Below are 20,179 nucleotides of genomic sequence, written 5' to 3' on the forward strand. Positions count from 1 at the left end.
GCTCCCCACCGAGGGCGCGTCGACGTGGTTGACACCGATGAGAGTGGTCCCGGCGCCCGCCGGAGGCACGGCCAGCCGACCGGCCAGATCCGGCCGGTACCGCGCTAAGGTCGCTTACCTGGGAAATTGGGCAACATTGAGGACGAAAGGCCGCGACCTGTGACCACGTTCGGCGCGCTGCTCCGGCAGCGCCGACAGCAGGCCGGAATGACTCAGGAAGCGCTCGCCGAGCACGCCGGCGTGGGCGTCCGTACGATCCGTGGCCTGGAGACGGGCGAACGCGCCGACCCGCGCGTGACGACCGTACGGCTGCTGGCCGACGCGTTGCGGCTGTCCCCCGCCGAACACGACGAGCTGCTGGGCGCCGCCGTCGGCCGCGTCCCCGAGGAGCCGCCGGTACCGGACACGGCGGGGTCGGCGCTGCACGACGCGCTCGCCGAGGCGGCCGAGCACCTGGCGCACGCGGCGGCGGCCCGCTGGCAGCGCGAGGAGGAGCACCGGCAGGTACAGGACCCGTTCCCGCTGCCGGTGCGGTGGCGGCCGGCGGCCGACGACCTCACCGACCACTGGGCGAACATCCGCCGACTGCCGGCCGGCAGCGCGGACAGCCCGCTGGACGTCGCCGGGCGGCTGGACGAGATCGTCGACACGTACCGGCGCATCCCGTCCGGGCGGCTCGTGATCCTCGGCCGGTCCGGCTCCGGGAAGACGATCCTGACCCTGCGGTTCGTACTGGACTTCGTGAAGTCCCGGGCCCGCACCGACGCCGTACCGGTGATCTTCGGGGTCGGTTCGTGGAACCCGACCACGGTCACGCTGCGGGACTGGCTGGCCGGGCAGCTGACGCGCGACTATCCCGGCCTGGCCGCGACGGGCACGCACGGGCAACGCCTGGCCGCCGCCCTCGTCGACGCCGGCCGGGTCCTTCCCGTACTCGACGGCTTCGACGAGATCGCCGCCGGGCTGCGCCGCCCCGCGCTGGAGGCGCTCAACGCGACGGCGATGCCGCTGCTGCTGACGAGCCGGCCGGTCGAGTACGCGGCGGCGGTGGCGGAGACCGACGTGCTGACCGCCGCGGCCGCGGTCGAACTGGCCGACCTCACCCTGGACGACCTGGCCGACTACCTGCCGCGTACGGCACGGAAGACGGGCGGCACCACCGCCTGGGATCCGGTACTCGCCGCGCTGCGCGAGCACCCGGACAGCCGCGCCAGCGTCAACCTGCGTACGGTGCTGGCGACGCCGCTGATGGTGACGCTCGCCCGCACCGCGTACAGCGACGATCCGGCGAGCGATCCCGCGACGCTGCTGGACACCGACCGGTTCGACGGGCCGGAGGCGTTGGCGGACCACCTGCTCGACAGCTTCGTGCCGAGCGTCTACCGCTCGCGCCCCGCGACCTCGCGCCGCCGGTACGACGCGGACCGCGCGCAGCGCTGGCTCGGCCACCTCGCGCACCACCTGACCCGGCTCGGTACCACCGATCTGGCGTGGTGGCGCCTCGGCCGCGCGCTGGGCCGCCCCACCCGTACGGTCGTGACCGCGCTGGTGACGGGGCTGGTCATCGGGCTCGTCGACCTGCTCGTCGGGGCGACCTTCAACCCGCTCGGCGGCCAGCTCGTCGACGCCGCGGTGGTCGGGGTGCTGTCCGGCGTCATGTTCGGGCTGGCGCACTGGCTCACGCTCAGCGCCCGGGACGCGGCGGTCGGGCCGACCGCGGCCCGGATGTCGCTGCGCCGCCGGGGCCGCCGCTCGCCGCTGCGTACCGGTCCGCGGCTGCTGATCGGGTTCCTGTGCGGGTTCGTCTTCGGCTGCGGGTACGGCGGGGTCGTCGGCACGTTCATGGGGATCGCGGCGCGAGTCGACCTGCCTGCCGCGCTGCGCATGGTCCTCGCCGACCTCCTCGTGTACGGGCTGGTGTTCGGGCTCGCGGCGGGGCTGGCGTACGGACTGCTGGGCGTACTGGAGGCGCCGCTCGACCTCGGCACCGCGGCCAACCCGCTCGGCCTGCTGCGTACGAACCGGGCGTCGGTGACCGGCTGGCTGCTGGTGTGGGCGCCCACGTTCGGGCTGATGGTGATGCTCGGCGCCGAACTCGTCGTCGCGCTGTTGCAGGGCCCGCTGGGGCCGCTCCGGTGGAACCTCGCCACCGGGTTCCGGGTCGGCCTGCTGAGCGGACTCGGCGGCGCGCTCGGGTACACGCTGGCGCTGACCGCCTGGGGCCAGTGGGCGGTCCTCGTCCGGATCTGGCTGCCGTTGACCGGCCGGCTGCCGTGGGCCGTCGCCGCCTTCCTCGACGACGCGTACCGGCGCGGCGTGCTGCGCCAGGCCGGCGCGGTCTACCAGTTCCGGCACGGCCAGCTGCAGCAGCACCTCGCCCGCACCCACCGGGTACGGCACCTGGCCGGTCGCCGTACGCGGGAGGCACCGGCGCCGGAACGACGCGGTGTCATCGGCATTTCATCGCCGCTGGATACCGTCCGTCCGCCCGAGTGAGGCGGATCGACGATGGAGGCGCGACAAATGGTGAGAAAGCCAGCTGTGTGGGTCGCGGCAGCCGCCGCGGCGCTGGCGGTGGGGGTTGCGGCGCCGGCACATGCACAGCCGGGTATGGCCGGTACCCACTCCGGCACACAGACGCTCCTGAAGCGCGCACTGGAGAAGTCACCCGGCGCGGCCGTGTACGCGGGCGACGCCAACGGTGGTTCCTGGAGCATGGCCGTCGGGACCGGCGTCACCCCCGGAAACAAGCCGATCGGCCCGGATCAGCCGTTCCGCGCGGCCAGCCAGACCAAGGCGTTCACCGCCACCGTGGTACTCCAGCTGGTGGACGAGCACAAGGTCGCGCTGGACTCGCCGATCGAGAAGTACCTGCCCGGGGTGGTCGACGGCAACGGCTACGACGGCAACACGATCACCGTGCGGGAACTGCTGCAGCAGAACAGCAGCATCCCGGAGAACAACGCGCCGAAGCCGAAGCGGAACGCGGACGGCAGCTACACGCTGGAGAACGTCGTCAAGGACGGTCTCACCCACGCGCCGAACGGCAAGCCCGGCGACAAGTGGGAGTACTCCAACACCAACTACGAGATCGCCAGCCTGCTGATCGAGAAGGTCACCGGGAAGTCGATCGGTGACGCGATCACCGACCGGATCATCAAGCCGCTCGGCCTGACCGGCACCACGTACCCGCGCGGCGGCGACCACACCCTGCCCGGCTCGTACGTGCACGGCTACGACGGGGGGCGGCGCGGCCCGTTCTTCCTGTGGATCGACAACTCGACCAGCATCGAACCGTCCGAGTACAGCGGCTCCGGTGCGGCGATCTCCACGCTCACCGACCTGGCGAAGTTCGAGAGCGCGCTGGTCGGCGGCAAGCTCATCTCGCCCGCGTCGCTGGCCGAGATGCACAAGACCGTCGTGCCGACCGGCTGGCCGGCCGGCTACCACTACGGGCTCGGCGCCATCAGCCACACCCTGTCCTGCGGCGGTACGGCGTGGGGACACGCGGGCAACGTCCCCGGGTACGCCAGCTGGACGGTGGCCACCTCCGACGGCCGGTACGCGTCCGTGGTGAACAACACCATGACGACCACCGCCGGTGACAACAACGACGACCTGCGGTTCCAGATCCTCGACGCCGCCATCTGCGGCGACTAGACGCTCCACCGCACGGGGCCCATCCACCGCTCGGGCGGTCGGGTGGGCCTCGTCGTCTCCGGCGCCGGCAGCTACGGCGCGTCGTCCCAGACGGGCACCGTCGTACCGCGGAACGGGTTGCAGAGCGCGATGATCCGGCGCCCGTCCTCCCGGCTGTACCGCCGCGCCAGGGTCAGACCCGCGCGCCGCGACGGCGCCTGCGTGATCAGGTCCAGGAAACACGCGCCGGTCGCCGGGTTGATCCAGGTGCCGAGCAGCAGCCCGCGCCCCACCAACAGCCGACGGTGCTCAGCGACGAAAGCGGCCACCGACCCGGCGAGCCCGGCCACCCCCACGATCCGGGTACGGCCCGGGAAACGCGGGAAGTACCAGACGTCGGCCGGTGGTACGAGGAGGCGGGCGGCGAGGTCGGCGGTGGCGCCGCCCGACGCCACCGTCACCCGGGCGACCTCGGCCACCAGCGCGCTCTCCGACCCTTCCGGCACGTACCAGACGCTAGCAGCACGTACCGGAATGCGCTGCGCCGCAACGGTTGTACGAGCCCACACACCAGACCGAGGGAGACCGTCGTTCCTGGCGGGGCGAGGCGCAGCGGATCGGGGGGTCGACCGTGTACTGGGGGCAGCCTCCGGTCGGGTGGTCGGGGTGCCGCCATGGTGCCGGGGCGCCGCGTGGACGAGGGTCGGTGCGTACACCGACCTGAAGGGATCGCCGTGGTGAAGCCGGGTCTGCCGCGACTGCTGCCGTACGCGGTCGTCTGCCTGCTGGTGTCGTGGGTGCCGTGGCTGGTACTCGCGGTGCAGGGCGTCGACGTCAACCACGGTGCGGCGCAACTGGTGTTCGCGGTGGCGGCGAGTGGCCCGTCGCTCACCGCGCTGGTGCTGTGGCTGGCGGGTGACCGCCGCCGCGCGCGGATGCGCGGGAAGCTCGTCGGGGTGTGGCCGGTCGCGGCGCTGGGGTTGGGTGCCGCCGCGCCGCTGCTGACGGCGGTCGTACTGCACGGCGGCGACCTGTCGTACCTGGGCCGGCATGCGGCGACGGTGGTCGCGGGCGTGGGCGGTCCGCTGGGGGCGCTGGCGTACACGATGGTGTCGGGGCCGCTGTCGGAGGAGTTCGGTTGGCGGGGGTATCTGCAGCCGCGGCTGCGGGACCGCTTCGGGCGTACCGCGACGGTGGCGGTGCTCGGGGCGGCGTGGGGGCTGTGGCACGTGCCGCTGTTCTTCCTCGTCGGCACCGGCCAGCACGACAAGGGCCTGTTCACGGTGCAGGGCCTGCTGTTCTTCGTGATGATCTTCCCGATCACCTACCTCGCCCTGTACGTCTCGGAGCGGCTCCGCGGTGGCGTGTGGGCCGCCGTACTGCTGCACGCGGCGTGGAATTTCACCGACGCGGTCGTACCGGACGACGGGGTGCGCGGTGCGGCGGTGGAAACGGTGCTGTTGCTGGCGGTTGCCGCCCTTGCCGCGCTCACCTGGCGGCGCCCCGCACCGCGCCCGGTCACCGTCCCCGCCGCGTCGACCTAAGAGGTCCTAACAGAAAGGACTGTCGGCGCCTGGCGAGGCTCAGGACGACGCTGCCGACGTTGTCGGCACAGTCGCATACAACACCGGTATGCGACTGCACCTCCGCCTTGGCAGCCCCGCCCTGAGCCTCGCCAGCCATCCGACGCCTTTCTGTTAGGACCTCCAAGTGCGCGGTCAGCCGAGGTTGCTGCCGAGGATCCGGGCGACGGGCCGGCGGGCACCGATCCGGGCCGGCACGGTCGCGAGCACCGCGGCCCCGAGTACGACGGCCGCGCCGGTGAGCAGCAGCGACCAGCCGGGTGGCGTGACGGTGGTGGGGGCGACGAGCCAGTAGAGGCCGACGCCGACGGGCATGCCGATCGCGACGCCGGCGACGGCGGACGGCAGTTGGGCGATGGCGAGCGCGCCGGTGACCTGCCCCGGTGTGGCGCCGAACGCGCGGGCGACGGCCAGCGAGCGCCGCGCGTCGAGCGCGGTCGACCAGGTGATGACAACCGTGTTCAGCGCGGCCAGGACGAGGAGCGCGACGGCGAGGACGACGATCGTGTGATGCGTACGGCCGAGGCGCAGCGCGCGTTGCGCCATGATGAAGTCGTCGCCGTACCAGGGGATGTCGTCGGTCTGGAAGTGCCAGGTCAGCAGGCCGGCGACCGGGGCGGCGGCGGTGGCGAGACCGGCGGCGGCGAGCACCGCGCGGCGCACCCGGCGGGCCGCCAGCCGCAGCCCGAGCATCACCGGTACGGGCAGCCAACCGGCGAGTCCGGTCAGCCCGGCCGGGTGCTGCAACGGGCGGGCGGTACCGGCGAGCGCGGGCACCGTGGCGGTCCGGGCCACGCGTACGGCCGGGCCCAGCGTGGTCAGCAGCGCCACCAGCAATGCCAGCGTGCCCACCGCGATCGCCGTACCGGGGGTGACGGGGGCGGTGGCGGCCAGCAGGCTGCCGGTCGGGTTGGCCAGCGCCGGCACGGCCAGCCACGCCACCGCGAGCCCGATCCCCGCCGCCACCAGCGCCAGCACCAGGTACTCCGCGAACAGCACCGCCGCGACGAGTCCGGGCGTGGCGCCGGCGGCCTTGAGCAGCCCGGCCCGGCGTACCTGCTCGGTGGCGCGCAGTGCGGCGAGGCTGGCGAGGCCGGCGACGGCGGTGACGGCGAGCAGCCAGGCGCCGATCACCAGCGTCGACTGGCTGTCGGCGAGGATCACGTCGTTCTGCGCGCTGATCTCCTGCCACGGCCGCGTGCTCAGCCGTACGGACCGGTCGGCGTGCGCGTCGGACCAGTCGGCCACCCGTTGCCGGAACGCGTCCGTGGCGGCCGGGTCGGCGAGGGTGAGGTCGAGCGCGTAGTTGGGCGGCCATTCGTCCGAGGACATCGTCCGGATGTCGTTGTCCGCCAACCAGATCAGGCCGCTGCCGTCGTTCGGGCCCAGGTGCTCGCCCTCGAACGGGTACACGCTGGTGGCGGCGGTGACGGCGATCCCGACGACGGGGAAGCGCCGGCCGGCGACGGTGATCCGGTCGCCGACCCGTACGCCGAGCGCGGTGGCGAAGCCGCGTTCCAGCACGGCACCGCCGGGCCGTACCCAGTGGCCGGACGTCACGTACGGCTGGTCGACGGTCGCGGGTGCGGTGTCCCGGCCCTGCACCGACGCCTGCGCCGGCCGGCCACCCGCCCGGACCGTCGTGTGCAGCACCCGGTACGGCCCGCCGTGCCCGGTCACCCCGGGCATCCGGGCCAGGTCGGCCAGCGCCGCCCGGTCGGCGCTGCCGTCCGTACCGGTGACGACCGCCAGGTCCGGGCCGCGCGTCGCCGCCCGGGTCCGCTCGTACTGTCCGGTGTTGGCGTCGCTCAGCGACATGCCCACCGCGAGCGCCGCGGTCGCGGCACCGACCGCGACCAGGAACACGCCGGCGTGCAGCGGCCGGTGGCGCAGGTCGGCCAGGATCAGCCGGCAGGCCAGGATCAGCTGCCCCATGCGCGTCAGCCGCCCAGGCCGAGCAGGTCGCCGAGTCCGCCCGTCGACGCCGCCGGCAGGTGTACGTCGTCGACGAACCTGCCGTCGCGCATCGACACCACGCGGTCCGCGGTGGCCGCGACGCGCTCGTCGTGCGTGACGATCACGAGCGTCTGCCCCGTACTCCGCAGGCTGTCGAACAACCGCAGTACGTCGTTCGTCGCGGCGGTGTCCAGGTTTCCCGTCGGCTCGTCCGCGAGTACGGCCAGCGGCGCGTTGCTCAGCGCGCGGGCGATCGCGACCCGTTGCCGCTGCCCGCCGGACAGCTGCGCCGGAAGCCGCTGCGCCCGGTCGGCGAGCCCGACGCGGTCCAGCAGGTCGAGCGCGCGCCGCCGCGCCGTCCGCGGCGTACGCCCGGCCAGCAGCGCCGGCAGCTCCACGTTCTGCACCGCGGACAGCTCCTCCATCAGGTGGAAGTCCTGGAACACGAAGCCGATCGCGCGGCGCCGCAGCCGGGCCAGTGCCCGCTCCCCGAGCCGGTCGATCCGCCGGCCGGCCAGCCAGAGTTCGCCGGCGCTGACCCGTTCCAGGCCGCCGAGCAGGTGCAGCAGGGTGGACTTGCCGCAGCCGCTCGGGCCGGTGACCGCCAGCGTCTGCCCCGCCGGTACGTCCAGGTCGACCTCGTCGACCGCGCGCGTCCGGGCCTGCCCCTCGCCGTGCACCTTGGACAGCCCGCGCGCCCGGATCGCGAGCGTCCCGCCCGTCACGACCGCTCCCCGTGGCCCGACCAGACCCGTTCGCAGGACTCCAGCCAGCGCAGGTCGGCGCGCAGCCGGAGGACGACACCCTCCAGCAGCAGCCCGGCCATCGAACCGTCCGCCTCGGCCAGCGCCGCCCGCTGCGCGTCCCGCAGCCGGCGCATCAGTTCGCGCCGGTGGGCGTCGATCAGGGTCAGCGGGTCGGCCAGCCGCGCCGCCCGCGCCGCCGCCAACTTCAGATGGAACTCGGCCAGCTCGGGCCGCGGCGTCCAGCTCACCTCCGCCAGCCAGTCGGCGACCCGGCGGTGGCCGGCCGCGGTCAGGTCGTACACCTTGCGGTCGGGTCGGTCGGGCCGGCCGCCGGTGCGCGCGCTCGACACCAGGCCGGCCTTCTCCAGCCGGGTGAGCGTCACGTACACCTGGCCGGAGTTGAGCGTGTCGCCGAGCGGGCCGAGCGCCGCCCGGAGCCGTTGGCGCAGCTCGTACCCGTGTGAGGGTTCCTTCGCCAGCAGCGCCAGCACCACGTCCTGCACCGCACCACCCCTAACCGTTACCCATATAGATAGCGGTTAGCCCCCGCCTCCGTCAACCGACACACCGCCATCGACCCTGGTACGACCGGCCGCACGCGGCCGCGTTCCCTTGCGTACCAGGGGATTCCGGTGTCGGGTGGGGCCGAGCGGAACGGCCGCGGGTCCTGGGGCCCGGTCGGGCGTGCGGCAGCGCGCACCCCGCGCCGGCCCGCCACACGCAACACGCGGCGGGCGGACGGTCCACAGTGGACGGATCAGCGGGTGAGGCAGAAGGGGTGGCCGGCCGGATCCAGGAGTACGCGGAAGCGGTCGGGGTCCGGCTGCGGGTCCGGCCGGGTGGCGCCCAGCGCGAGCAGCCGCGCCTCCGCCTCGTCCAGGTCGTCGACGCGGAAGTCCAGGTGCAGCTGCTGCGGTACCTGCTGGCCCGGCCACCGCGGCGCCGTGTACCCGTCGACGCGCTGGAAGCCGACGAAGAAGCCGTCCGCGCCGACCAGCCCGGCGAACTCGGCGTCCGACTTCGGGTGCCGGGCGAGCCCGGTCGCCCGGTGGTAGAAGTCCGCCAGCGCCATCGGGTCGTTGCAGTCCAGCGTCACCGCGCACAGGGACATCAGCGCCACCGCAACCTCCTCCGTCGTCCGGCAACACGCTACGGCGTGTCTCTGCCGGTACGGAACGCGGCGATCCCGACGCCCGGTCGGGTACGGGGCGGACAGCGGCGGCGCGGCCGTGTCAGCCGACGCGTCAGTACGGTGGCTGCCCGGTGTCAGGGCGGCCGGCGACCGTGGGACACACAAGACGCCACGAGCACAGGAGTTGAGCACGATGCAGACCTTCGACACCCGGTCCCCGATCACCGCCATCCTCGACATCCCCGCGGGGCGCGTGCTGTTCACCGCCTCCGACCGGACCGACACCACCGTCGAGGTACGCCCGGTCGACGCCGGCAAGGGCCGCGACGTGCGGCTCGCGAACCAGACGACCGTGGAGTACGCGGACGGGGTGCTGCGGATCCGGGCGGAGACGAGCATGCGGCACCAGATCTTCGGGCCGTCCGGCTCGGTCGAGGTGACGGTCCAGCTGCCCACCGGGTCGCGCGTCGAGGCGCGGACGGCGAGCGCCGAGTTCCGCACCGTCGGCCGCCTCGGCGACATCGCGTACGACAGCTCGCACGGGACGATCACCGTCGACGAGGCGGCGAGCGTACGGCTGACGACGGCTGCCGGCGACGTGTCGGTCGGTCACGTCGACGGCTCCGCCGAGATCCGTACCAGCAAGGGCGACATCGCGGTGACCGAGGCGGCGCGTGGCGTCGTCACGATGCGTACCGACGCGGGCAACCTGTCGATCGGCGCCGCGCCCGGCGTCTCGGTGTCGCTGGACGCCGGCACCTCGTACGGGCGGATCGTCAACTCGCTCACCAACGGCGACGGTGCGCACGCCGAGCTGGACATCCGCGCGACCACCTCGTACGGCAACATCACCGCGCGCAGCCTGTGAGCGGTACCCGACCGGCCGCGGCCCCGTGCGAACGGGGCCGCGGCCGTGCGTCCGGCTACCCGTCCGCGCGGTCGAGTTCCGGGGTGTCGCGCGCCGGCCCGGCGGCACGGCGCCGTCGTACGAGTCGGGACGCGATGAAGTAGGCAATGGCGAGGATGAACAGGCCGATGACGGCTTTGGAGAAGATGCCGCCGTATTCCTCGACCTTGGTCCAGTTGGCGCCGAGTCCGTAGCCGGCGAGGACGAAGATGGTGTTCCAGATGACGCTGCCGGCGGCGGTGTACAGCACGAACTTGGGCAGGGACATGCGTTCCAGCCCGGCCGGGATGGAGATCAGGCTGCGGATCACGGGGACCATGCGGCCGAAGAAGACGGCCTTGGCGCCGTGTTTGCGGAAGAAGCGTTCGGTTTTTTCGACCTCTTCCGGTTTGACCAGCGGGATCTTCGCGGCCCAGCCCATGACGCGTTCGCGGCCGAACGCGGCGCCGATGTAGTACATGACGACGGAGCCGACGATGGAGCCGATGGTGGTCCAGACCAGCGCGGCGTAGAGGTTGATGCTGCCGCGGCTGGCGGCGAATCCGGCCAGCGGGAGGATCACTTCGCTGGGGAGTACGGGGATGATGCTGTCGAGGGCGTTGGCCAGGCCGGCGCCGGGGCTGCCGAGCAGGTCCATGAACCTGGTGGCCCAGTCGGCGACGAGCCCGGCGAGTCCGCTGGTGTGGCCCGCGTCCGCGAGCAGCGTGCCGGTCATGCCCGCGTACCCGGGACGGTGCGCTCGGTGGGTCGACGGTGCTGCATGCGGCGATTCCCTTCCGTGGTGCGGTGCGTCATTGCCGGGTGCGGGTGGCGGCGGCGACGAGCGCGTGGTGGTGCGGCAGGGCCGCGTGTTCGAACAGGTCCTCGACGGTGCGTTCGACGCCGACGGCGCCGAGCGCACCCGCGGCGAGGACGAGTACGAGCGCGAACGCCAGGGCGGGCCGGCGGCGCGGCGGCGGGCCGAGCAGCGCCCGGACCCGTTGCGGCACATGGCCTCCGGCAGCCGCGGGCAGTGCCGTACCCACCCGGTGCCCGCGTACGGCGAGGGCGGCGGTGGCGACGGCGCGGGCCACGAGCCGGCGGTCGCCGACCGTACCGGCGGCGTCCTCGTCGGCCCAGCGTTCGGTGGCCTGGGCGACGGTGCCGGCGGTGGCGCGCAGCAGCGGGTTGACGGCGGCGGCGAGGTCGGCGGCGAGGCGCCACCAGGCGTGCCGGTGGGCCAGGTGGGACCGTTCGTGGGCGAGCAGCGCGGCGCGCTGCCGGTCGTCCAGGGCGGACAGCAGGGCGGTGGTGACGACGATCCGGCCGACGAGTTCCGGTGTGGTGAACGCGTCCGGTACGGCCGAGTCGACGATCGCGACCTGCCCGGGCCCCGCCAGCCGCCGGTACGCCAGGTGCACCTCGACGAGCGCCCGGCAGCGGCGTACGGCGAGGCGCAGGCCGAGTACGACGAGCGGGGCGAGCAGGGCTCCGGCCGCGACCCCCACGACGGGCGGTACGGGGGAGTCCGCGCCGAGGCGTACGGGTGACCAGCGGCCGAGTTCGGCGACCTCGCCGATCTGCGCGACCCACAGGAACGCGAGGACGGACAGCGCGAACCCGCCGCAGGCCGCGGCGACCACGGCCCCGCCGGCGAGCAGCCGGGTCGCCGCGGCCGGAGGCAGCCGCCGCCCCGCGGCCGGGGCCACCGCCCCGAACGCCAGGCAGGCGCCGAGGCACACCACCAGCGCGGTGATCACCGGGCACCGTCCCGCCGGAGGGCGGCGAGCAGGTCGCCGAGCAGGCGCTCGTGTCGTCGGACAGTACGTCGACGAAACGGGCGAGTACGGCGGCGCGGTCCTCGCCGGAGTCGAGCAGCCGGCCCATCCGCCGGGCGGTGAGTTCGGCCCGGTCGGCGACCGCCGCGTACGCGTACGCCCGGCCGGTGCGGTGGCGCGCGGCGAGCCCGTACCCGACGAGCCTGGTCAGTACGGTCGTGACGGTCGTGTACGCCCAGCCGCCGCCGAGCGCGCCGCGTACCTGGGCGGGGGTCATGGCGGTGCCTGCCTCGGTCAGCACCTGCCAGACCCGGTGGGTCAGTCCGGCCGTGCTGTCGTGTGCCCCGTCGCCCATCGCCCGCCTCCCCGCAACTACGACAGCGAGTGTAGTAGTAGTGTCTACGACACTCAACTGTAGTAGTCGAGGTGGTCGGCGCGTCCCGGGCCGGGGCGCTCGCCGGTGGGGAGCGCAGACATGCGCCAGCACGAAGCGTTGATCTGGCTGACTGCCTACCTTGGCAGGCATGGGACGGCCGCGGACCGGGCCCTGTTCCGGGACACCGACCACCTGGCCGCCACGACCGGGTGGGCCCACGGGTTCATGGCCGCGTACGCCCTGTGGGGCGGTCTGGTGGCGCTCGCGGTGATCTGGGTGGTCTGCTGGCTGGTCGCCCGGCGCCGCGACGACGCCCGGCGGTCCCTCGCCGCCGTCGTACTGACCGGGGTAGCGGCGGTGGCCGGGCTCGCGCTCAACCAGCTCGCCGGGGCGCTCGTCGACCGGCCCCGGCCGTACGTGGCGATGCCGCACGTCCTGGTGTTGCTCGACCGTACGGGCGATCCGTCGTTCCCGTCGGACCACGCCGTCGTCGCCGGGGCGGTCGCCGCCGGGCTGCTGCTGGTGTCCCGACGCTGGGGCTCCGCCGCCGTCGTACTGGCCGCGTTCCTTGCGTTCGCGCGGGTGTACTGCGGCGTGCACTACCCGCTGGACGTGATCGGCGGCCTGCTCCTCGGCGCCGCCGTCGCCGCCCTGCTCGTACTGTCGGCCGCGCGGGGTGCGGTGGCGCGGCTGCTGGCGACCCTGTCCCGTACGCCGCTGCGACCGGTGCTGACCGCGACGCCGACCCGCACGGCCGGGTCGTACCCGGTGGTTCGCGCGGAGATGGTGCCGGGGGGCCGACACCGGTGACCGTCGCGCTCGCCGGCCTGGGCACCCTCCTCGGCCAGTACGGCTACCTGGCGGTGACCGTCCTCGTACTCCTGGAGGACTTCGGGGTGCCGGCGCCCGGCGAGACCGTGCTGATCCTCGCCTCGATCGCGGCGCACCAGGGGCGGCTCGACATCCTGGCCGTCGCCGGGCTCGCGTTCGTCGCGGCGGTCGCGGGGGACAACATCGGCTTCGCGATCGGGCACTTCGGGGGCCGACCGCTGCTCACCCGGTACGGCAGGTACATCCTGCTCACGCCGCGGCGGCTGGAACGCGCCGAGCGTTTCATGGCGCGGCACGGCGGGAAGGTCGTCGTGGTCGCGCGGTTCGTGGAGGGCCTGCGCCAGGCCAACGGGCTGCTCGCCGGGGCGACCGGCATGCACTGGCGCCGTTTCCTGGTGTTCAACGCGATCGGCGCCGCCGCCTGGGTGGCAGTCTGGTCGACCCTCGGGTACGTGCTCGGCGCGCACCTCACGTCCGTCGAACACCTCGTCACCCGGTACGAGCTGTACCTGCTGGGCGCGGCCGGGCTCGCCGTCGCCGGGTTCGTGACGTGGCGGATCGTCCGGGCGCGCCGGCACCGCGGGATGCCGGTGCGCGACGCGGAACCGCGCTGACGGCGTACCCCGGATAGTCCGGCGCCGAACTATCCGACGATGAACGGTAGGCTGGCGGCATGAGCGACGAACCGGACGCCATCGACGCCGTCGTCGACGCCTGGGCGCGCGAACGCCCCGACCTCGACCTGAGCGCGATCGGCCTGGTCGGCCGGTTCGGCCGGCTCGTGATGCTGCTCGGGCCCGCGCAGGAACGGGTGTTCACCGAGTTCGGCCTGCGGCCCGGCGAGTTCGACGTACTCGCGACGCTGCGGCGCAGCGGCCCGCCGTACACGCTGATGCCGTCGCAGCTGGCGCAGACGCTGATGCTGTCCCGGGCCGGCATGACCAACCGGCTCGACCGGCTGGAGTCCGCCGGGTTCGTCCGGCGCGAGCTGGACCCCGCCGACCGCCGCAGCTTCCGCGTCCAGCTCACCGACTCCGGGTACGAGACGGTCGACGCGGCGATGACCGCGCACACGGCCAACGTCACCGAGCTGGTCTCCGCGCTCGACCCGGCCGCGCGCGCCGACCTCGACGCCCACCTGCGCGCCCTGCTGCGCGCCCTGAGCTGACCGACTGATGTCGTTGCCGCGCAAGGGATTCGGGGGTATGTGTCCCGAGGCGTCGCCGGTGCGACGTCACCCGGGCGTACCGTGCCGGGGGTGATGTCGCATCCCGCGCGGGTGGCCCGGTACGCCGAGACGTCCGGCGAGCTGGCGCTGCTCGGTGACCGCCAGCTGGCCGACCTCGTCGCCGGCGCGACCCCGCTCGGCCACGGCATCGGGGGTACGTCCGCGCTGCTGCACGTCGCCGGTACGCCGGTGTTCGTGAAGCGGATCCCGTTGTCCGACAAGGAACTCCGGCCGGAGCACGTACGGTCCACGGCGAACCTGTTCGACCTGCCGCCGCGCTGCCAGTACGGGGTGGGCGGGCATCCGGGGTTCGGGGTGTGGCGCGAGCTCGCCGCGAACGTCCACACGACCGGCTGGGTGCTGGCCCGGCGTACCGAGGCGTTCCCGGTGCTGTACCACTGGCGGGTGCTGCCCGGCGCGCCGCCGCTCCACGACGAACTCGCCGACGTCGACGCCGCGGTCCGGTACTGGGGCGGCGCCCCCGGCGTACGCGAGCGGATCGACGCGGCGGCCACGGCGACGGCCAGCCTCGTCCTGTTCCTGGAGTACGTGCCGGTGGGGCTGGACGAGTGGCTGGGCGACCGGCTCGCCCGCGGACCGGAGGCGGTGGCGCGCGCCGCGATGCTGGTGGCACGGCGGCTACGGCTCGACCTCGGCGCGCTCAACGCGGGCGGCCTGCTGCACTTCGACGCCCACTTCGGCAACCTGCGCACCGACGGCGACCGGCTGTACGTCGTCGACCTCGGCCTGGCCACGTCGCCGCGGTTCGCGCTGTCCCGCGCCGAGGCGGAGTTCGTGACGCGGCACCGCAGCCACGACGTCTGCCACGCGCTGACCCGCCTCGTCAACTGGCTCGTCACCCACGTCTGCGGGGTGCCCGTGCCCGCCAGCGGCATCCCGGACGAGCGCGACGAGTACGTGGCGCGCTGTGCCCGCGGCGTGCAGGTCGTGGACGCGCCGGCCCCCGTGGCCGCGCTGATCCACCGGTACGCCCCGGTCGCGGCCGTCATGAACGGTTTCTACCGGAACCTGTTCGGTACGAGCCGCGCCACCCCGTACCCGGTGGTGGCGGTGGAGAAGGCGGCGTCCGCGGTACCGGAGCTGGCGCATCTCGCCGGGTAGCGCGCCCCGGCGCGGCAGTACGGCGACGCGGAAGGACGGTGCCGCTGCGGTGGGTGAGTACCGGGGCGGGGGTGTCCCGGGTTCGTGCCAGAGGAACGGGCAGGTGGCGGGCGGGTCGGGTCGCGTCGGCAGACTCCTTCGCATACACCCCGGTCGTACGAGGAGTGACATGAACAGGGTTGCCCGCAGGATCATGGCCGTCGCGCTCGGCGCGGGGGCGGTACTGTCCGCCGCACTCGGCCCGGCGGCGGTCGCACAGGCCGCACCGGCGCGTGCCGACGGCCAGATCTCCAGCCTGTCGTTCGTGACGGCGGCCGCGTCGCCGTCCGCGTACACGCTGTCGGTCACCGGGCACCGGCAGGAGACGACCTACTACTGCGTGCCGGCGTCGTCGCAGCTGATGCTGAACAGCTTCGGCATCACGGTGTCGCAGCGCACCCTCGCGACGAAGATGGGTACCACGGCGAGCGGCGGCACCAGCGGCGCGAACGCCAACAAGGTCCTCAACGCGTACGTGAACCGCAAGGGCTACAAGGTGACCACGTACTCTGCGAAGGACCCGGCCAAGCTCATGAGCATGGTCCGGTACGACGTGGGCACGCTGCACCGCGCCGCGTACATCGGCGTCTGGATGGAGGACCTGCCCTGGAACAAGGGCAAGGTGAAGGGCAACAACATCGGCCACGGCATCGCCGTCTACGGCTACAACGCCAGCAAGGGCACCATCACCGTGTACGACCCGTGGAAGGCGACCGGCGGCAAGCACACGCTCACCGCGAAGCAGCTCGCCGCCGTCTCGCAGTCCAACGGCGGCCTGCACTACGTCACCCGACTCTGACCGTTCCCTTTGGTAGCAACGGAAACGTCGGCGGCGCGGACCTCGCGTCGCCGACGTTCCGCGTGCCGGGTCAGGCGGTCCACTCCGCACGGTGCGGGGCCTCGGCGCCGATCGTGGTCGTCTCGCCGTGCCCGGTGTACACGGTGGTGTCGGCGGGCAGGGTCAGCAGCCGGCGGGTGATGGAGTCGACGATCGTGTCGAAGTCCGAGTACGACCGGCCGGTGGCGCCCGGCCCGCCCGCGAACAGCGTGTCGCCGGTGAACACCGCCCCGAGCGCCGGTACGGACAGGCAGCAGGAACCGGGGGAGTGGCCGGGCGTGTGCAGCACCGTCACCGGTACGCCCGCGACGGTCAGCGTCTGCCCGTCGGACAGCTCGCCGTGCGGCGGCCGGTCCGGATGGGTCCGGTCCCACAGCACGCGGTCCGCGGGGTGCAGCAGGACCGGCGCGTCCACCAGCGCGGCCAGCTCCAGCGCGGCATCCACGTGGTCGTTGTGCGCGTGGGTACAGGCGATGGCGGTGACGCGGCGGCCGGCGACCAGGTCGGCGATGGCCCGCGCGTCGTGCGGCGCGTCGACCACCAGGCACTCGTCGTCGTCACCGACCACCCAGACGTTGTTGTCGACGTCCCACCGGCCGCCGTCCAGCGCGAACACGCCGGACGTGACGGTCCGCTCGATACGGGCGCTCACAGGACGACCACGCTGCGGAGTACGTCGCCGCGGCGCATCGCGCCGAACGCGTCCTCGACCCCGTCGATGCCGATCGACTCCGACACGAACCTGTCCAGCGGCAACCGACCCTGCCGGTGCAGCGCGATCAGCGCCGGGAAGTCGCGGCTCGGCAGGCAGTCGCCGTACCAGGAGGAGCGGAGCGCGCCGCCCCGGCTGAACAGGTCCAGCAGCGGCAGCTCCAGCGTCATCTCCGGCGTCGGTACGCCGACGAGGACCACCGTGCCGGCCAGGTCCCGCGCGTAGAACGCCTGCCGGTACGTCTCGGGGCGGCCGACCGCCTCGATCGCCACGTCCACACCGTTGCCGTCGGTCAACGACCGGATCGCCTCGACCGGATCCGTACTCCGGGAGTTGACGACGTGCGTCGCGCCGAACTCGCGCGCCCAGTCCAGTTTCCGGTCGTCCACGTCGACCGCGACGATCGTGGTGGCGCCGGCCAGCCGCGCGCCGGCGACGGCGGCGTCACCCACGCCGCCGCAGCCGAACACCGCGACCGAGTCGCCGCGGCCCACGTTGCCGGTGTTGAGCGCGGCGCCGAGACCGGCCATCACCCCGCAGCCGAGCAGCCCCGCCACCGTTGCCGGTACGGACTCGTCGACCTTCGTACACTGGCCGGCGGCGACCAGCGTCTTCTCCGCGAACGCGCCGATGCCCAGCGCCGGAGACAGCGGCGTACCGTCCGCGCGGGTCATCCGCTGCGTCGCGTTGTGGGTGGCGAAGCAGAGCCACGGCCGACCGCGCCGGCACGCCCGGCAGGTCCCGCACACGGCCCGCCAGTTCAGGATCACGAAGTCGCCGGGCGCCACCTCGGTGACACCGTCGCCGACGGCCTCCACCCGCCCCGCCGCCTCGTGTCCCAGCAGGTACGGGAACTCGTCGCCGATGCCGCCCTCCCGGTAGTGCAGGTCCGTGTGGCAGACCCCGCACGCCTCGACCCGGACGAGCGCCTCGCCCGGGCCCGGATCGGGAACGGTGATCGTCTCGACGACGACGGGTTCGTTCTTGGCCAGGGCGACGACGGCGCGTACCTGATGCGACATGACCCGATCGTCGCGGCTACCGCCCCGTCGCGCAACGACCCACGGCCATCTCCGCGTACGACGGCGCCCGGCGTCCACAGTGGAGGCCGGGCGCCGGTCGCCGGTACGTCAGGAGCTGACGCGCCGCGGGCCCATCTTGAAGATGGCGAACGTGTCGTAGATGGCCGGGCCGGCGGAGTTGCCGTCCGCGGTCGTCTTGTACGACGTCTCCGCGCCCACCCAGCCGCGGAACCGACCCTTGTCGTCGATGACCTGGAGCATCGGCTTCACGTGCGAGTTGAGCTTGTAGCACGACTGTCCGGTCTTCGGACGGTAACCCAGGCACCGGAACCAGTGCTCGTACGCGTCGCGCCGGTCGCCGCCGAAGTGCGCCAGGTAGTAGTTGATGGTGGCGCTGGACTTGGTGTCACCCGGCGGGTAGTAGCGGCAGCCGTTGCCGGGCGCCGTCTTCGTGGTCGCGCCGAGGCAGCGGCCGTCCTTGCACCGGTGGAACACCGACAACCCCAGCGAACTGCCCCCGCCGGTACGCTTGCCCGCGCTGATCCCGCTGTACACGTACCGGTAGTTGACGCGGTTGGCGGACTGCATCAGCGTCGCGGCCGAGGCGTTCGCGGAGAGGCTGGCGTTGGAGCCGAAGCCGTAGCCGCCGGTGGCGGTGTAGCCGCGGCCGACGCCCGCCCAGACCAGCTCGACCAGGCTGCCGTCGGTCGACCCGTTCGTCTTCCTCACCCGGGCGACGGTCCACTTCTCCTGCACGTACTTGGATCCGCTCGGCCAGGCGACCGTCAGCGCCGACCCGTTCACCACGTACTTGCCGTGCGCGGTCTCGGTCGGGCGGGACAGGAACCGCTTCATCGTGCGGGTGTAGCACCGGGTGGCGCCGCAGCCGGACGCCGCGACCGGCGTGTCCACCCGGATGTCGCGCCGGCTGTTCTGGTTCCAGCGCCACCAGGTACCGGTGACCGTGCCGTCGGACGGATGGAAGGTGTAGTAACCGATCCGCTCCCAGTTCGTGGTCCTGCCGGCGAAGAACGAGCCGACGCTGACCACGAAGTTCGTCTTGCCGCCGGGCAGCGCGTGCGCGGCGCGGGTGCTGGCACTCGCCGGCTGCGCGGCGGCCCCGATGGGCGCCGGCTGGGCCGCGGCACCGCCGGACACCGTACCGAGTCCGACGAGGACGGTGACGACCGCGGCGGCGCCGGCTGCCGCCCGGCCTCGCCACCGCGTCCGGGGACTGTGGGTCTTCCTCATGTACGCCTCCTACCGCGGACGTCCGTCCGCGCGGATGGTCGATCGTGTCGCGGCCGCGCGAGGGTACGCACGGCCGGACGTGACGGGATCATCGTGCCGCCGGACCGCCCGTCTTCGGACCGATTCCGGGCAGTGAGCGGACATCGAGTCTCGGCCATGCCGCCCGACATGTACAGCCCGCGGTGAGGGACTTGTTAGAGCCGGTCACGGGACGAGCAGGCGCCGTATCGCGGTCGGCGTGTGCCCCACGTGGTCCCGCACCGTACGGGTCAGGTGCGCCTGGTCGGCGAAGCCGAGGTCGGCGGCGAGTACGGCGAGGCTCGGCGTACCGGCCTCGATCCGGTCCAGGGCGCGCGCCACCCGCACCCGGTTCCGGTACCGGGTGAGCGGCACGCCCAGCTCGCGGCTGCACGCCCGACTCAGCCGGTACGGCGAGACGCCGAGGTACGCGGCGAGCGGCAGCAGCCCCGCGGCGGCGGGATGGTCCGCGCCGATCGCGGCGCGGGCGGCGGCCACCAGCGCGCGGTCCCGCGACGCGCCCCGGCCCGGGACCGCGCCGGCCACGACGCGGCGGGCGATGCCGGCGACGAGGGCGACCAGGCTCTCCGCCCCCGCGTACCCGACGTCGCCGGTGCGGGCGGCGAGCAGCAGCCGCCGGTGCGCCAGGTCGAGCCGCGCGTCCACGTACAGGTCGGAGGTGTGGGGGTGTGCGGTGTCCCCGGCGAGACCGCGCCACAGCGCCGGGGTCAGCGTGATCGACGTACAGGTGTCGCCGCCGGCCGGGTGCGCGAAGCGTTCCTCCTCGCCCCGCAACCCCAGATATCCGACCGTACGGTCGAGGTCGGTGTCCGCGCCGCGCACCCTTCGCCGGAAGCCACCCCGCCGTACGAGCACGATCCGGACGTCGTCGCGCGGGGTCTCCGTCGACCAGCCGCGGTGGTCGTCGCGGCAGGTCACCGCGGTGACGGCGAAGTCGGGGTGGTCGGCCAGCCCGGCGAAGGTGAGCACGCCCGCAGGCTATGCCGGGGGTGTGTCGACGC

Annotated in this window: 20 protein-coding genes and 1 pseudogene; 9 read left to right on the forward strand and 12 right to left on the reverse strand. The window is 73.6% G+C overall.

Annotated features, from left to right (window positions below; all coding sequences use genetic code 11):
• The first annotated feature begins 159 nt into the window (after positions 1-159).
• Positions 160-2,496 (forward strand): helix-turn-helix domain-containing protein, encoded by a 2,337-nt coding sequence (locus Aru02nite_RS25195; RefSeq protein WP_275408716.1) that lies wholly within the window; start codon positions 160-162, stop codon positions 2,494-2,496.
• A gap of 114 nt (positions 2,497-2,610) precedes the next feature.
• Positions 2,611-3,660 (forward strand): serine hydrolase domain-containing protein, encoded by a 1,050-nt coding sequence (locus Aru02nite_RS25200; protein WP_203661920.1) that lies wholly within the window; start codon positions 2,611-2,613, stop codon positions 3,658-3,660.
• 71 nt (positions 3,661-3,731) lie between these two features.
• Here Aru02nite_RS25200 and Aru02nite_RS25205 read toward each other — a convergent pair whose 3' ends face one another.
• Positions 3,732-4,145 carry a hypothetical protein gene (locus Aru02nite_RS25205; protein ID WP_203661922.1) on the reverse strand — a complete coding sequence of 138 codons (414 nt, stop codon included), beginning with the start codon at positions 4,143-4,145 and terminating at the stop codon, positions 3,732-3,734.
• Between the two features lie 228 nt (positions 4,146-4,373).
• Between Aru02nite_RS25205 and Aru02nite_RS25210 the strand changes: the two genes are divergently transcribed.
• A complete protein-coding gene (locus Aru02nite_RS25210; protein WP_203661924.1) occupies positions 4,374-5,183 on the forward strand; it encodes a CPBP family intramembrane glutamic endopeptidase in 810 nt (269 codons plus the stop codon).
• Positions 5,184-5,357: 174 nt separating this feature from the next.
• Here the strand turns inward: Aru02nite_RS25210 and Aru02nite_RS25215 are convergent, their stop codons facing one another.
• From Aru02nite_RS25215 to Aru02nite_RS25230, 4 genes are all read right to left on the reverse strand, one after another.
• Positions 5,358-7,157 carry an ABC transporter permease gene (locus Aru02nite_RS25215; protein WP_203661926.1) on the reverse strand — a complete coding sequence of 600 codons (1,800 nt, stop codon included), beginning with the start codon at positions 7,155-7,157 and terminating at the stop codon, positions 5,358-5,360.
• A gap of 5 nt (positions 7,158-7,162) precedes the next feature.
• Positions 7,163-7,903: an ABC transporter ATP-binding protein gene (locus Aru02nite_RS25220; RefSeq protein ID WP_203661928.1), complete on the reverse strand. Its 741-nt coding sequence runs from the start codon at positions 7,901-7,903 to the stop codon at positions 7,163-7,165.
• Positions 7,900-8,427: a PadR family transcriptional regulator gene (locus Aru02nite_RS25225; protein ID WP_203661930.1), complete on the reverse strand. Its 528-nt coding sequence runs from the start codon at positions 8,425-8,427 to the stop codon at positions 7,900-7,902. The genes Aru02nite_RS25220 and Aru02nite_RS25225 overlap by 4 nt, the downstream gene beginning before the upstream one ends.
• 254 nt (positions 8,428-8,681) lie before the next feature.
• On the reverse strand, positions 8,682-9,035 hold the full coding sequence (locus Aru02nite_RS25230; protein ID WP_203662015.1) for a VOC family protein: 354 nt from the start codon (positions 9,033-9,035) through the stop codon (positions 8,682-8,684).
• Positions 9,036-9,249: 214 nt separating this feature from the next.
• On the opposite strand from Aru02nite_RS25230, the gene Aru02nite_RS25235 reads away from it, so the two are divergent.
• Complete coding sequence (locus Aru02nite_RS25235) at positions 9,250-9,924, forward strand: DUF4097 family beta strand repeat-containing protein (RefSeq protein ID WP_203661932.1); 675 nt, start codon at positions 9,250-9,252, stop codon at positions 9,922-9,924.
• 55 nt (positions 9,925-9,979) lie between these two features.
• Here the strand turns inward: Aru02nite_RS25235 and Aru02nite_RS25240 are convergent, their stop codons facing one another.
• The 3 genes and pseudogenes from Aru02nite_RS25240 to Aru02nite_RS37490 form a co-directional block, all read right to left on the reverse strand.
• Positions 9,980-10,678, reverse strand: a complete 699-nt coding sequence (locus Aru02nite_RS25240; protein ID WP_203661942.1) for a DedA family protein — start codon at positions 10,676-10,678, stop codon at positions 9,980-9,982.
• A gap of 76 nt (positions 10,679-10,754) precedes the next feature.
• On the reverse strand, positions 10,755-11,702 hold the full coding sequence (locus Aru02nite_RS25245; RefSeq protein WP_203661944.1) for a M56 family metallopeptidase: 948 nt from the start codon (positions 11,700-11,702) through the stop codon (positions 10,755-10,757).
• 76 nt (positions 11,703-11,778) lie between these two features.
• Positions 11,779-12,246 (reverse strand): annotated as a pseudogene (locus tag Aru02nite_RS37490) (BlaI/MecI/CopY family transcriptional regulator); the annotation flags it as partial.
• Between Aru02nite_RS37490 and Aru02nite_RS25255 the strand changes: the two are divergent.
• The 5 genes from Aru02nite_RS25255 (at position 12,196) to Aru02nite_RS25275 (ending at position 16,115) form a co-directional block, all read left to right on the forward strand.
• Positions 12,196-12,906, forward strand: a complete 711-nt coding sequence (locus tag Aru02nite_RS25255) for a phosphatase PAP2 family protein (RefSeq protein ID WP_203661945.1) — start codon at positions 12,196-12,198, stop codon at positions 12,904-12,906. The pseudogene Aru02nite_RS37490 and the gene Aru02nite_RS25255 overlap by 51 nt on opposite strands.
• Complete coding sequence (locus Aru02nite_RS25260) at positions 12,903-13,541, forward strand: DedA family protein (RefSeq protein WP_239076939.1); 639 nt, start codon at positions 12,903-12,905, stop codon at positions 13,539-13,541. Before Aru02nite_RS25255 ends, Aru02nite_RS25260 begins: the two co-directional genes overlap by 4 nt.
• Positions 13,542-13,600: 59 nt before the next feature.
• Positions 13,601-14,095, forward strand: coding sequence for a MarR family winged helix-turn-helix transcriptional regulator (locus Aru02nite_RS25265; RefSeq protein ID WP_203661947.1), 495 nt, complete (start codon positions 13,601-13,603; stop codon positions 14,093-14,095).
• A gap of 93 nt (positions 14,096-14,188) precedes the next feature.
• Positions 14,189-15,277 carry a serine/threonine protein phosphatase gene (locus tag Aru02nite_RS25270; RefSeq protein WP_203661949.1) on the forward strand — a complete coding sequence of 363 codons (1,089 nt, stop codon included), beginning with the start codon at positions 14,189-14,191 and terminating at the stop codon, positions 15,275-15,277.
• A 169-nt stretch (positions 15,278-15,446) separates the two neighbouring features.
• Positions 15,447-16,115, forward strand: coding sequence for a C39 family peptidase (locus tag Aru02nite_RS25275; protein WP_203661951.1), 669 nt, complete (start codon positions 15,447-15,449; stop codon positions 16,113-16,115).
• Between the two features lie 70 nt (positions 16,116-16,185).
• On the opposite strand, the gene Aru02nite_RS25280 is transcribed toward Aru02nite_RS25275, so the two are convergent.
• The 4 genes from Aru02nite_RS25280 to Aru02nite_RS25295 form a co-directional block, all read right to left on the reverse strand.
• The gene (locus tag Aru02nite_RS25280) at positions 16,186-16,806 is read right to left on the reverse strand and encodes an MBL fold metallo-hydrolase (RefSeq protein ID WP_203661953.1); all 621 of its coding nucleotides are present in this window, start codon (positions 16,804-16,806) and stop codon (positions 16,186-16,188) included.
• On the reverse strand, positions 16,803-17,888 hold the full coding sequence (locus tag Aru02nite_RS25285) for an S-(hydroxymethyl)mycothiol dehydrogenase (protein ID WP_203661955.1): 1,086 nt from the start codon (positions 17,886-17,888) through the stop codon (positions 16,803-16,805). The genes Aru02nite_RS25280 and Aru02nite_RS25285 overlap by 4 nt, the downstream gene beginning before the upstream one ends.
• 108 nt (positions 17,889-17,996) lie before the next feature.
• On the reverse strand, positions 17,997-19,139 hold the full coding sequence (locus Aru02nite_RS25290) for a hypothetical protein (protein ID WP_203661957.1): 1,143 nt from the start codon (positions 19,137-19,139) through the stop codon (positions 17,997-17,999).
• 204 nt (positions 19,140-19,343) lie between these two features.
• Positions 19,344-20,147, reverse strand: a complete 804-nt coding sequence (locus Aru02nite_RS25295) for a helix-turn-helix domain-containing protein (protein WP_203661959.1) — start codon at positions 20,145-20,147, stop codon at positions 19,344-19,346.
• Between the last annotated feature and the right edge of the window lie 32 nt (positions 20,148-20,179).

Origin of the sequence: Actinocatenispora rupis, assembly GCF_016861975.1 — a bacterium.
GTDB classification, from domain to species: Bacteria; Actinomycetota; Actinomycetes; order Mycobacteriales; family Micromonosporaceae; genus Actinocatenispora; species Actinocatenispora rupis.